Below are 12,099 nucleotides of genomic sequence, written 5' to 3'. Positions count from 1 at the left end.
TATGCTGAATAAAGAAAGCCAATGATTTTATTATCGTTGGCGGAGCACTTGAGAAAATAAAATAGGAGGGAACAATATGAGATACACGAATGGAAACTATGAGGCATTTGCTAGACCGAGAAAACCGGAAGGCGTTGACGACAAGAGCGCCTATATTGTAGGAGCAGGCTTAGCGGGCTTAGCCGCTGCAGTTTTTCTAATTAGAGATGGTCAAATGAAGGGTGAACATATTCATATCTTTGAGGAACTTTCATTGTCTGGCGGTTCGTTGGATGGAAAATTTATTCCCCATGATGGTTTTGTCACGCGGGGTGGTCGTGAAATGGAAAATCACTTTGAGTGTTTGTGGGATCTCTTTCGTTCGGTGCCATCACTGGAAGTGGAAGATGCCTCTGTCTTAGATGAATTTTATTGGTTGGATCATGACGATCCTAACTCATCTAATTGTCGGATCATCCATAATCGTGGTGAACGGACGGCCGACGATGGGGACTTTACCTTATCGAAAAAGGCGCAAAAAGAATTAGTTGATTTGTTTATGACATCCGAAGATCAATTAATCGGCAAAAAAATCGAAGACGTGTTTGGTGAAGAATTCTTTGAATCAAACTTCTGGTTGTACTGGTGCTCAATGTTTGCCTTTGAAAAATGGCATTCCGCCATTGAGATGCGCCGTTATGTGATGCGTTTTATCCACCACATCAAAGGGTTGCCAGATTTCACCGCGTTGAAATTCACTCGCTACAATCAATATGAATCTTTAGTGAAGCCATTGTTATCTTTCTTGAATGACCATGGTGTAGACTTCCAATATGAAACGAAGATCAATAATATTCAAGTTGAAGCGACACCAAATAAAAAAGTAGCCCAGAAAATTTTGCTGACGCATTCAGGTCAAGCCGAAGAAATCGCTTTGACGGAAAATGATTTAGTTTTTGTTACTAACGGATCGATCACAGAAAGTTCAACCGAAGGGGACCATCATACACCAGCACCAATTACGCATGAATTGGGCGGTAGCTGGAACCTTTGGAAAAACTTGGCGAAACAATCAAATGAATTCGGTCATCCAGAAGTTTTTTGTGACAATTTGCCGGATGAAAGTTGGTTTGTCTCTGCAACCGTGACATGGGAAAATTTTGATATTGAACCGTATATTTCCCGCTTGACCAAACGGAAATTACGGACGGGTAAAGTTGTTACCGGTGGGATCATCACAATCAAAGATTCGAATTGGTTAATGAGCTTCGCGACTCACCGTCAACCACATTTTAAAGAACAAAAAGATCAACAAACAGTAACCTGGGTCTATGGACTTCTTTCCAACACTCCAGGAAATTATATTAAGAAGCCGATCGAACAATGTAGTGGACAAGAAATCGTCCAAGAATTGATGTACCACTTAGGCGTGCCGGAAGAGGACATCAAGAAATTCTCTGAAGAGTCTTGTGTCGTGATTCCCGTTTACATGCCTTTCATCACTTCCTATTTCATGTTGCGAGAACCGGGAGACCGCCCATTAGTCATCCCAAATGGCTCAGAAAACTTGGCCTTTATTGGGAATTTCGCTGAAACCGAGCGAGACACCGTCTTTACCACAGAATATTCTGTTCGTACCGCGATGGAAGCTGTCTATTCCTTCTTGGATATTGAACGAGGTGTGCCGGAAGTTTATGCATCAGCTTATGATATCCGCACATTAGCCAATTCGGTGTATTATTTAAGTGATCGGAAGAAACTTTCCGAAATGGATCTGCCTTACGTTGAGAAAAAAGTGCTGGGGCATTTCGTGAAAAAAGTGGAACACACGTATATCGGCGATGTATTGAAGGACAATCATTTATTATAAAAATTGTGGTGGAGACAGAAGCTACTTCTGTCACACCGTTTAAACGTGAAAAGAAGCTGAGACAAATTAATGTCTCAGCTTCTTTTTTGCGCCTCTAAGTCAAAATTAAAATGAGCTTTTTTTAATTTTAGTTCTTGTTTTATTGTATAATTTTAATAAATACATTTAGGAGGACGGCGAATGATTAGAGTAGCAATTATTGGGTATGGAAACTTAGGGCGTGGGGTTGAACGAGCATTAAAACAAAATGCGGATATGGAATTGGCAGGTGTTTTTTCCCGAAGAGAGCCTGCAACAGTCCAAACCGACGGAGCTTCGGCTTATCCCTTAGCTGAATTAGAAGACTACAAGGAAAAGCTTGATGTGTGTATTTTGTGTGGTGGCTCAGCGACTGATTTACCTATTCAAACACCAGCAATCACAAAAAACTTTAATACAATCGATAGTTTTGATACCCATGCCAAAATTCCTGAGCATTTTGCAAACGTTGATCGGGTCGCTAAAGAGCATCAAACCGTCTCGATCATTTCCACCGGCTGGGACCCGGGATTATTCAGTTTGAATCGTTTATATGCCCAAAGCATTTTGCCAGAAGGCGAGACGTATACATTTTGGGGTAAAGGAGTCAGCCAAGGACACTCCGACGCTTTGCGCAGAATTGTCGGCGTTGCCGATGCGATCCAGTATACGATTCCCAACAATGACGTGATTGAAAAATTAAAAGCCGGCGAAAAAATGAATTTAACGACACGAGACAAACATCTACGGGAATGCTTTGTAGTGTTGGCCGAAGGAGCTGACGAGGAAGCAATCAGACAGGAGATCGTGACGATGCCGAATTATTTTGATGAATACGATACAACGGTTCATTTTATTTCAGCAGAAGCATTAAAACGGGATCATCAGGCGATGCCTCATGGAGGAACCGTGTTGCGGACCGGAACCACTCACGAAAAAACGAAACAAGTCATCGAATACAATCTGCAACTCGAAAGCAATCCTGAATTCACTGCCAGTGTACTGGTCGCTTACGCCAGAGCGTGCGCACGTTTAGCGAAAGAGAAGCGTTACGGGGCCTTCACTGTTTTAGATATCGCACCAAGCTATTTATCACCGATCGATGATGCGACGTTGAGGAGAGAATTATTGTAAAAAAAATCTTGAGGATGAATCCTTCAACGGATCATCCTCATTTTTTTGTTTTGTATGGATTGGATCGGTATCGACCAAGCTACTTGTTCGATAATTCCTCCAATTTGTGGTAAATTGCAGTTAAATTTTAGCTTGCAGACTGCCGCAAAGGGAGTGGTTATGATGGCTTTAGACCAAGAAAAAATTTTAGAAAAAATCTATAATCTGATCTTAAATCCCAACACGCGAGACTGGGAACGTTACTTGCTGACGAATGCAAAAAATGCTTTAGCAGCACGTGGGAATTTTAATGAGCAGACAGCCAAGTTGGAGGCGGAGCTGCGGCCACTGGCTAGCCGAAATAATTTGACACCGGATGTTGCTGATTTTTATCAGGAACTGACTGGAAATGAACCGGGAATGGAAGAACCAGTCAAAGAAAAACATATGATCAGTGATCCAACCCATCAAGAGCGGGCAATTTTTGCAGGCGGCTGTTTTTGGTGTATGGTAGAACCTTTCGAAACGCATCCTGGGATTGTTTCAGTGTTGTCAGGGTACACGGGTGGAATAGAGGATCGACCGAATTATGATCAGGTCAGCGGCGGTTTCACCGGGCATGTGGAGGCGGTAGAAATTATCTTTGATACGCGGGTCGTTAGTTATCAAGAATTAATGACACTTTATTGGCAGATTATTGATCCGACAGATACTTCTGGCCAATTCCAAGATCGTGGTGATCAATACCGCCCAATCATTTTTGTGTTAAATGACCAACAACGTCGAATCGCTGAAAAAGCCAAACAAGGGGTGATTGATTCTCATCGCTATAAAAAGCCGATCATCGTGGAGATTAGAAGAGCGGAGACGTTCTGGCCAGCGGAAAATTATCATCAAGAATTTTATAAAAAGCAGCCCAAAAGATACAAAGCCATCAAACGGACCCGGCAGCAATTTTTGACGTATCAGCATTTAAAAGGGAAATTGCTAGCAAGAAAATAGCCACTTGTTAATCGTCATTTTTGTTTTGCTAACGCTAAAAAAGGCCAGAATCTTTTTTTTAGATTCTGGCTTTTTTGATCAACCAAGATGATTTGAATAATAAATGTTGATTTATATTTTATATAAAATAATACTATGATAATATAATTATAAAGGAACGAGTGAATTATATTAATAAAAAATCTTTTTTTTTAGTTTTTACAAGGAAAGCAGAAGATAAATACATGATTCCAAACTTTAAATTTGTTTAGTTTAAATAATATAATTAAATGAAATATAATTATATTCTTATTTTGAAAGGAGCAGACGATGCAGGCCAATGATTTATTGATGGAAGATGATCGATATAAATGGTATCTGCTTCAGTATTTGGAATTGAATAAAACTGCTTATAGTTCTGTTGAACAAATAGGCGACCTTTTAGAGATTTCTCGATACAAAGTAGAGAAATATATCCAAGAGTTACAAATAGAACTCAAAGAAGTAACTGACGAAACGCTAATCGAAATACAGGATACCGGAAAAATTACTGTTCAACGACTAAACCATGCGATCGTTAAAAAAATGCGTCTGCTTTTGATTGAACGAAGTATTTCCTATCAAATATTTCATCGCTATGTGACGAAAGAAACTAGCTTGGATAAGCAAATCGAAGAGCTGCATTTGAGTCGTTCCAGTACGTATCGTCTCTACAAAAAGTTAAAGGAACAACTTGCTGATGAGGGGTTCCAATTAAAGAAAAATCAATTAAGCGGCTCCGAATTAAAAATTCGAAGTTTTCTCTTTGGCATCTATTATGAGATTTTCAATGGATTAGCGAACCCATTTGACGAAGAGATCCAACAGCAATCAAAGGAATTGTTTCGCTACCTTATCCACCATTTAAATCTTTCTATTCCCAAAACAAAAGAGCATAAGCTGATTTATTTTATCAGTATTGCTCTTTTAAGAATGCGCAAAGGACACGTGATCGACGAAGTTTTTATTGAATATACAGAAAATGACGCCACTCATTATTTAGTTAAATGGTTGAAACAACATTATGATTTTACGGCAGAAGAACAACAAAAAGAGATTGCTGCCTTACTGCTATTTTGTCATTTATCAGAAATTCCTTTAGAACAAAAGCTCACGTTTTTGGACCATCCAAGCAATCAACAAGCCGCAGAATTAACGACGACTTTTTTTAAATATTTAGCGGAGCATTCTAATTTTGGTTTTGATGCGTTGCGACAAAATTGGTCTTTAGGAGAGGGCCTGTTGCGTATCAATCAGAAGTGGCTAATTTATCATCTTCGTGAAACGACCTTTGTCACTAAGATCCAAAGACGCTATTTTCAAGAAATCAATCCTAAGCTGGATCAAATGATTCAAGATTTTATCGAAGAAATGATTCCCCACGGTTTGTTTCAATCGGATCAAGAAAGAAATAAATTGTATTATGACTATTTATTTTTCTTGATTACTCAGATTTCGGTGGAAGAGCTAGAAAAACCGATTTTTATTTGTATCGATTTTTCTCACGGCAATAGTTACAACGACTATATTCGAACGATGCTACGTTCTTTGCAAAGCATGAACATCAGTTATGAAGAAAAGCTGACGAATAGGACGCAGATTTACCTTTCTGATTTTTTGATTGACACTCTCCCTTGTCAACAAATGATCTGGAAACGTCCGCCGACCCCGGAGGATTGGGCGGAGTTTGGGCATTTATTATTGACAGTCAAAGGGAACGCGTATGGGTAATGGTCAAACATCCACGCAAACAGTCAGCCAATTTTACGTGAGTAATCAGACAAAATAAAACTCCGAGCCTTGCTACGATCAGAAGACTTGGAGTTTTTAATCATTTAATTTTTTTGTTTTTTTCAAAAGCAATAGATCACTTCTTAATTGCTCGCTAAAGATGATGGTTCCTAGGCCGAATAAAAGTATGCCTGTGATACCGGCAGGTCGAGGGATGGGGTAGCGGATCATGAAGATGCTTCCTAAGGTAAGAACCAGCGAAAGAATCAACAAGAGACTGCTTTTGATACATTGGGACAGAAGCTGTCTTTTCGGCAACTGTGGATCTGCTGAAGCGGGATGAGTTTTGGCGCTAGGCCGATTAATTTGAGCCGGTTCGTAATGATCGTGAAGCAGTTCTCCCTGATGATTAGAAAAGCGATCACTTCCAATCGTTGTACCAAGAATATCTTGCGCGTCGATCCAAGCGGTTTCTTCGCTGTAAGTGATCGCTGAAAATAATTCTTCAAGCTCAGTCAGTAACTCGGCGCTGTTTTCAAAAAAGAACAGATAATCTAAATAGATAAGTTCGATTGTCGGAGCATGCGTGCTTTCTTCCATAATCACTCGTTGGAAATCTTCATAAAGATCAAGGAGTTCGGGATAAAGGGTCGAAATGTATTCTTCTCGATCAACGAGATTATTTTGAAAATCGTTCATTTTCGTTTTGATCACACCAAATTGTTTTTCTTCCAATCTGCGAACAAGCTCTGGTTGAGAAAGCTTCTTTGCAAGCTCGTAGGTTTCCAATTGCTGTGCCAAAGCTTGTAGCTGTTCCTCTCCTAAGCCTAACAGCCAAAAGGTCGGCAAGTGATTGGTTGATTCGAAAATTTGAATCGTATCGGTTGTTAAATAGCAACGCTGTCCCATATCAGCTTTCCTCATTTCATGACGTGAAGGTTCTCTATAAAAATATCATAGCATACCGCAGACCTTCGTTTAGGGTCTTTTATAAATCCATAAATTTTATCAAAAAAGAGATATTGTTTGCTAAATGGTTTGTGTCTAAACAGGAATACCTATATGATGAAAGAAAACGTTTTTACCTTAAAGCTTATATTGAGGAGAGAAAAATGAAAAAACTTAAAGTGATAATAATTATGGCGCTAGCGCTGCTTTTTTTTACGGGTTGTAAAAAAGAAAATCAAAAGGAATTTTCGGCAGAACTTGCAAAGCAAAATGAAATGAATGCAGGGAACTATTCTGTCGTAGTTGACGAGCTAGCGATCAAAGGTAATGATCAAGATGCACCCACGCGGGCATCGATGGAGATGATCGCAAAAATGGTCAGCGGCACTAAAATTACTGGGGATTATCAAAAGGACACAGAAGCAAAATTGGCTAAGATCAATATGAATATTGCGGCGTTAGGACAAACGGTCCCCTTGAATCTGTATTTTGATATGAAAGAAAACGATCCGTCCGTTTATTTAAGTACAGAATTTATGTCGAAGGCGTTAGAGATCGCGAAAGAATTCAATGCCGAGATGCCGATCGACGCCAAAGAGTTTGAACAGTTCAAGGGGAAATATATCCATTTAACCAATGAAGATCTTGAAAAAAATACTACTGGAAAAAAGCAGACGAGTGATATTACGGCCAGCTTCAACTCGAAGTACTTTGCTGATTATCTCGCTACGTTAGATACTGATTCCTTTAAGCAAGAAGGGGATACGATCCAACGAACCTTCACAAAAAAAGACCTTCAAGGCTTTTTCGACTACGTGAAGGAAAACGGCAGTAAGAAAGAACAAGCATCCATCAAAGATGCTGAAAAGCAACTAGATCAATTATCAAGCTATAAACAAACAACGACGTTAAATACCCAAAAGCACTCCCAAACAACCACTATGCAGGCCGATGCGAAAAATGCTGAGGCGACTCTGTCACTGAAGCTGACGATTAAAAATGACACAAAATATTCGAAGCAAAAAATCGAATTGCCAAAAAAAGGTGACACGATTTCAGTGGAAGAATTCACTGAAAAGATGTCGGCAGGACAGCAGCAAGGCCAGGTTTCCCAAGAGGAATTCGCTGATATTTTAGCAGACATCAATAGTAGCAATGGACAGATCACACCGGAGTCAGCAGAGCAGGTCAAACGCGCGTATAAGCCCTACTTGACCGAGGAACAATACCAGCAGTTGGAAGAAGCATTGAATTCAAAGACCACTATGGCAACTTAATAAAATGGAGAGAGGACAAATTTTTGTCTTCTCTCCATTTTTGATTGGATTATTAGTTACTGGAGAAATTCATCGATGGATGAAGAGAACCAGCATGAAACCAATAAAATCATAAACATAATGAATCGCAAAGCTGGTCAGCAGTGAGCCGGATTTTTCATAGCTTTGGTTGAACCAAAAACGTGCAGAACCTTGGACGGCAATGACTTGAATGATCGTTAGGATCACGGAACCGTTGAAATACGTCCAATAGTGAATCAAGCCAAATAAGATACAGACGAATAAATTTGCCACAAGGGGAGAAAGCTTTAGTTTAAATAGATTATAGAAATAAATACTGAATATCTCTTCTCCAATCAAGGCGAAGGGCATGATCAAAAAGAAGAACCAAAGCGGATTATTGTCCGCCGGATTGGCTTTATGAAGATGAGTTAGATAGGTAATTAAGCCGCCCAAAAAAAGTGCGAAGAGATTGGCTAATAAAAAATATTTAAAAAAGTTTTTCCCAAAATGGATGGGTCGTTGAAAAAGCTTTTGATAGCCCATGGAACCAAAAACGAGCCAGTAGGCGATACTTCCGAAGAGTACTAAGGAAAAATAACCTAGATTGGGAATCGGGATGAGGCTTTCAATATGGCTGACTAAGTAGAAACCAAGCAGCATGATGAAAGTGGCAAATAAAATCATCTTATAAGATGTATCAAATTGTTTATGGGTCAAATTATTTCCTCCTAAATGAGTGGATTAAATTTTTTGTTTTTTTGATACGAACCATAACCAGCTGAAGAGGCTTATTAACAGTCCGAAGCCAGCGAAGGTAAAATAATTTCCGGATCGTTGATCGCTACCTGTTTTGGGAAGACTACGGTTCTCAGGATGAAAGACGTGGCTGACGGGAACAACTGAAGCAACTGTAGAAATATTCTCAGTGGAAGGAACCGTTGCTTCTGAGCTGACTGGTGTTGTGTTTATGTTACCTGTATCGGATACGCTGGTAGTCGCCTCACTAGAAATAACTGTTTCCTAAGGTTGAGGAGCTTTTTCTATTGTGACTGGCGGAACCAAAAGTGTAGCAGAAATTTCTGGCGTGCTTTGCTTTTCCACACTTGAAGCAGTAGCAGGCTCAATTGTCGTTTCTATTTGACTGGAAACCGTGGTTGATTCACTATTTTCTGTCGAAGATGATTCAGCTTCCACTTTTTCCACGGTAGTTTCAGGAATATAAGGAACTAGCTGGACTTTACCCGTATCTGTGTACCAATCAGAGCCGTCGCGATGGAGGACGAAATTCTCTCCTTGGTCGCCATGCAAGGTTAATAAACTCTCAGTACTGGTTTGGTCAGCGCGGTAAACTGCTCCATCAATCAAATATTCTTGTGTTGCTCCATTTACTGTCAATGGATGGACAGAAAAAAGTAAAGTGATAAAGGCTGCCGAGTAGAGCCTTTTTTTAAGTGGCTGTTCCATAAAAATTCCTTTCCATTCGTGATTACTTTGTCGATAGGAATAGTTTTATCATAATTGAAATTAATTATTTGCTTTGGTCTTGAATACAGGACCAAAAAAGCCGTTTCAATTAAGAAACGGTTTAAAGTAGCGATTCTAGTTCTTTGGCTAAAGTTAGATGGTCCAATTCGTAAAGGATAGACAGAACGCGTTGAGCTTCTTTCCAACCAGCAGGATCACCGCGTTTCATTTTTAAGATTCCTTTGAAAAATTTAGCGCAGAGTCGTTGGAAAAGTTCTTTGTAGTCTGTTGTAAGCAAAAATAATTGTTCGATTAAGACGTCAGCATAGTCCAGCAGATTCTCATCTAGTGTCTCGCGAATCAAATTAACCAGCAGACTACAAAAAATTTCCCGGCCCCGATCATACTCCAGATAAAGCTCTAAGGATTTTGATAACTGCTTAAAGAAAATCAGTTGTTTTTCAGCGTCAATAAATTCTAAGGTATTGGCGAACAATTGTATCTCCTGCAGCGTCCACGTTTGCAGATTGGTCAAATAGTGAATGATTGTCGCTTTATCTTCCGCTAGCACGACAGTGGAGTGTATTTCCCTGTTTTTTGCACGGCTTCAATGATTCGAATCCGTGAGCGAACTTCAGCGATTCGGACTTCAGCAATTTTTCCGTGATAAGATTGAAGCTCGACCAGTAATTGTTTCAATGCTGGTAAGTCATGATCGTTGCTATATTTTGAGTAGCGAAAAATATAGTCCGCCTGTTCCGGTAAACGATAGTCTTGACTAATATAAAGAAATTCATCCATATCAATTGAGATTCGCTCCAGAATATCAAGAAGCAAGGTAGCCGAAATACTGTGATTGCCTTTTTCAAATTCAATCGCATACGACTTCGAGACGATCCCTGAATAGACCTCTTTTTGTGTGAGTCCTTTATTGATTCGGATTTTTCGAACGACTTCTCCATGATACATCTTATCACCTGCCTTTTTTAGTAGCATAGCATATTTGAATAAGGCTGAGCCAACATAAGAACTGTCGAGTTATCCCAGCTTTCTTGCTATAATTAACGTGACTAAAAATAGAGGAGGCGCATCCATGAAAACGATTGGATTGCTTGGCGGCATGAGTTGGGAAAGTACGGTGACCTATTACACCCGCATCAATCAGCTGGTGAATCAGCAGTTAGGCGGACTGCATTCGGCAAAAATCAAGCTCGCCAGTGTCGATTTTGAGGTGATTGAAAAACAGCAGCTTAATGATCAGTGGGAAAAAAGCGGCGAACTTTTAGGCCAGGAAGCGCAGCGTTTAGAACAAGCGGGAGCTGATTTCTTAGTGATTTGCACCAACACGATGCATAAGGTCGCCCCGCAAATCGCTGAGCACTTGACCATTCCCATTTTACATATCGCCGAGGCGACGATCGAGGAGTTGAAAGAACAAAAGCTCACGAAGGTCGCTCTGTTAGGAACAAAATACACGATGACCCAGACGTTTTATAAACAAAAAATCATCGATAGTGGGATCAACGTCTGGATTCCAAGTGAATCAGACATCGAGCTCGTCAATCAAATTATTTTTGCTGAATTGTGTCAGGGAAAAATTTTGACGAAATCAAAGGAAGCCTTTCTGAATGTGATCGCTAAGGCTATTGAAGCTGGAGCAGAAGGCGTGATTTTAGGCTGTACCGAGATTGGCTTATTGATCCAACAAAGGGACGTAGCGATTCCAGTCTTCGACACGACCGAGATTCATTCGCGTAAAGCCGTCCAACGTGCGTTGGCTGAGTAAAGGCTACAGGACTACAAAAGTTAACACTTGACCTTCCATTAACGGGAAGCTGTAAACTACCAAAGAGAGAACAGAAATGGAGGGCTGCCGATGTTAAGCATTAGTCAATTTTCACGAGTCAGTCATATTTCTCCCAAGACGCTGCGCTATTACGATGAGATCGATCTCTTAAAGCCCCAAGAAGTCAATCAGGAAAACGGCTATCGTTATTATTCCAGCGAGCAGTTAATTACCGCGCTAAAAATTCAAAAATTAAAACAGTACGAGTTTCGGCTGGCGGAAATTCGTTTAGCATTGACCGATGAGCTGTATCTCCATGATCGTTTACTTGAAAAAGCAGGAGAGATCCAGCAGAAAATCGTAGACTATCATGATCTCCAAGCCGCGCTTGAAGGAGACCTCGCCACTTTGGCAGCCGGAGGGAATTTTCTTTTTAATCAAGAGACGGAGAAGATTACTTATCATGAGTCTGTTTCATGGCAGATTATTTCTATTAGAAAGACCATTAACGTCAAAGACTTTAGTCAATTATTGCAGGAAGTGGTGGCTTTAGTGGAGCTCAAGCAGGCAACGACGGTTTATGCGCCAATCACGATTTATCATAGTATGGAGTACACCCCGGATCATTACGACGTGGAAGTCGCGATCCCGATTTTAGAGAAAAACTTGGCTACGCGTCAATTGATCGCCCAAGGCTGCGTAAGCTATCATTTCAAAGGAAATTATCAGAAACTGCCGGCCGCTTATGCCCAGCTAGGAAAATGGGTAGATGAGCATCAGTATGAAGTAGTCGATCCCTTTTTCGAAGTCTATCTCACTGACCCCAGTGTCACGCCAGCAGATGAAAACGAAGTAGTGATCTATTTACCAGTCAAAGAAAGATGAGGGAA

The 12,099-nt window shown here is 40.3% G+C and carries 13 protein-coding genes; 7 read left to right on the top strand and 6 right to left on the bottom strand.

From position 1 onward, the window contains the following. Positions 1-76: 76 nt before the first annotated feature. From RV00_RS05195 to RV00_RS05180, 4 genes are all read left to right on the top strand, one after another. Complete coding sequence (locus RV00_RS05195; protein ID WP_071861557.1) at positions 77-1,849, top strand: oleate hydratase; 1,773 nt, start codon at positions 77-79, stop codon at positions 1,847-1,849. Between the two features lie 180 nt (positions 1,850-2,029). After that, a complete protein-coding gene (locus RV00_RS05190) occupies positions 2,030-3,001 on the top strand; it encodes a diaminopimelate dehydrogenase (RefSeq protein ID WP_071861556.1) in 972 nt (323 codons plus the stop codon). 162 nt (positions 3,002-3,163) lie between these two features. Next, positions 3,164-3,982 (top strand): peptide-methionine (S)-S-oxide reductase MsrA, encoded by an 819-nt coding sequence (gene msrA / locus RV00_RS05185; protein ID WP_071861555.1) that lies wholly within the window; start codon positions 3,164-3,166, stop codon positions 3,980-3,982. Positions 3,983-4,291: 309 nt separating this feature from the next. Beyond that, positions 4,292-5,731 (top strand): helix-turn-helix domain-containing protein, encoded by a 1,440-nt coding sequence (locus tag RV00_RS05180; protein ID WP_071861554.1) that lies wholly within the window; start codon positions 4,292-4,294, stop codon positions 5,729-5,731. 96 nt (positions 5,732-5,827) lie between these two features. Here RV00_RS05180 and RV00_RS05175 read toward each other — a convergent pair whose 3' ends face one another. Further along, positions 5,828-6,640, bottom strand: coding sequence for a hypothetical protein (locus RV00_RS05175; RefSeq protein ID WP_071861553.1), 813 nt, complete (start codon positions 6,638-6,640; stop codon positions 5,828-5,830). Positions 6,641-6,843: 203 nt separating this feature from the next. Between RV00_RS05175 and RV00_RS05170 the strand changes: the two genes are divergently transcribed. Further along, on the top strand, positions 6,844-7,956 hold the full coding sequence (locus RV00_RS05170) for a hypothetical protein (protein WP_071861552.1): 1,113 nt from the start codon (positions 6,844-6,846) through the stop codon (positions 7,954-7,956). Positions 7,957-8,025: 69 nt separating this feature from the next. Here RV00_RS05170 and RV00_RS05165 read toward each other — a convergent pair whose 3' ends face one another. The 5 genes from RV00_RS05165 to RV00_RS16635 all read right to left on the bottom strand — a co-directional run bounded on the left by RV00_RS05165 (position 8,026) and on the right by RV00_RS16635 (position 10,392). Further along, positions 8,026-8,676, bottom strand: coding sequence for a CPBP family intramembrane glutamic endopeptidase (locus RV00_RS05165; RefSeq protein ID WP_249024064.1), 651 nt, complete (start codon positions 8,674-8,676; stop codon positions 8,026-8,028). A gap of 24 nt (positions 8,677-8,700) precedes the next feature. After that, the gene (locus RV00_RS16865) at positions 8,701-8,877 is read right to left on the bottom strand and encodes an LPXTG cell wall anchor domain-containing protein (protein WP_379971616.1); all 177 of its coding nucleotides are present in this window, start codon (positions 8,875-8,877) and stop codon (positions 8,701-8,703) included. A gap of 102 nt (positions 8,878-8,979) precedes the next feature. Further along, positions 8,980-9,423 carry a hypothetical protein gene (locus RV00_RS05160; RefSeq protein ID WP_071861551.1) on the bottom strand — a complete coding sequence of 148 codons (444 nt, stop codon included), beginning with the start codon at positions 9,421-9,423 and terminating at the stop codon, positions 8,980-8,982. Between the two features lie 121 nt (positions 9,424-9,544). Continuing rightward, complete coding sequence (locus RV00_RS16640) at positions 9,545-9,994, bottom strand: Rgg family transcriptional regulator (protein WP_249024063.1); 450 nt, start codon at positions 9,992-9,994, stop codon at positions 9,545-9,547. Further along, a complete protein-coding gene (locus RV00_RS16635) occupies positions 9,988-10,392 on the bottom strand; it encodes a helix-turn-helix domain-containing protein (RefSeq protein ID WP_249024062.1) in 405 nt (134 codons plus the stop codon). The genes RV00_RS16640 and RV00_RS16635 overlap by 7 nt, the downstream gene beginning before the upstream one ends. 124 nt (positions 10,393-10,516) lie before the next feature. On the opposite strand from RV00_RS16635, the gene RV00_RS05150 reads away from it, so the two are divergent. Further along, positions 10,517-11,209, top strand: coding sequence for an aspartate/glutamate racemase family protein (locus RV00_RS05150; RefSeq protein WP_071861550.1), 693 nt, complete (start codon positions 10,517-10,519; stop codon positions 11,207-11,209). Between the two features lie 90 nt (positions 11,210-11,299). After that, positions 11,300-12,094 carry a MerR family transcriptional regulator gene (locus tag RV00_RS05145; protein ID WP_071861549.1) on the top strand — a complete coding sequence of 265 codons (795 nt, stop codon included), beginning with the start codon at positions 11,300-11,302 and terminating at the stop codon, positions 12,092-12,094. Positions 12,095-12,099 lie beyond the last annotated feature (5 nt).

The organism is Enterococcus devriesei, assembly GCF_001885905.1.
Classification (GTDB): domain Bacteria; phylum Bacillota; class Bacilli; order Lactobacillales; family Enterococcaceae; genus Enterococcus_A; species Enterococcus_A devriesei.
This window is presented reverse-complemented; position numbering and strand designations above follow the sequence as displayed.

Bases quoted from the DNA above. Each gene is read 5' to 3' on its own strand.
- RV00_RS05195 (WP_071861557.1), top strand. From the start codon at position 77: ATGAGATACACGAATGGAAACTATGAGGCATTTGCTAGACCGAGAAAA.
- RV00_RS05190 (WP_071861556.1), top strand. From the start codon at position 2,030: ATGATTAGAGTAGCAATTATTGGGTATGGAAACTTAGGGCGTGGGGTT.
- msrA (WP_071861555.1), top strand. From the start codon at position 3,164: ATGGCTTTAGACCAAGAAAAAATTTTAGAAAAAATCTATAATCTGATC.
- RV00_RS05180 (WP_071861554.1), top strand. From the start codon at position 4,292: ATGCAGGCCAATGATTTATTGATGGAAGATGATCGATATAAATGGTAT.
- RV00_RS05175 (WP_071861553.1), bottom strand. From the start codon at position 6,640: ATGGGACAGCGTTGCTATTTAACAACCGATACGATTCAAATTTTCGAA.
- RV00_RS05170 (WP_071861552.1), top strand. From the start codon at position 6,844: ATGAAAAAACTTAAAGTGATAATAATTATGGCGCTAGCGCTGCTTTTT.
- RV00_RS05160 (WP_071861551.1), bottom strand. From the start codon at position 9,423: ATGGAACAGCCACTTAAAAAAAGGCTCTACTCGGCAGCCTTTATCACT.
- RV00_RS16635 (WP_249024062.1), bottom strand. From the start codon at position 10,392: ATGTATCATGGAGAAGTCGTTCGAAAAATCCGAATCAATAAAGGACTC.
- RV00_RS05150 (WP_071861550.1), top strand. From the start codon at position 10,517: ATGAAAACGATTGGATTGCTTGGCGGCATGAGTTGGGAAAGTACGGTG.
- RV00_RS05145 (WP_071861549.1), top strand. From the start codon at position 11,300: ATGTTAAGCATTAGTCAATTTTCACGAGTCAGTCATATTTCTCCCAAG.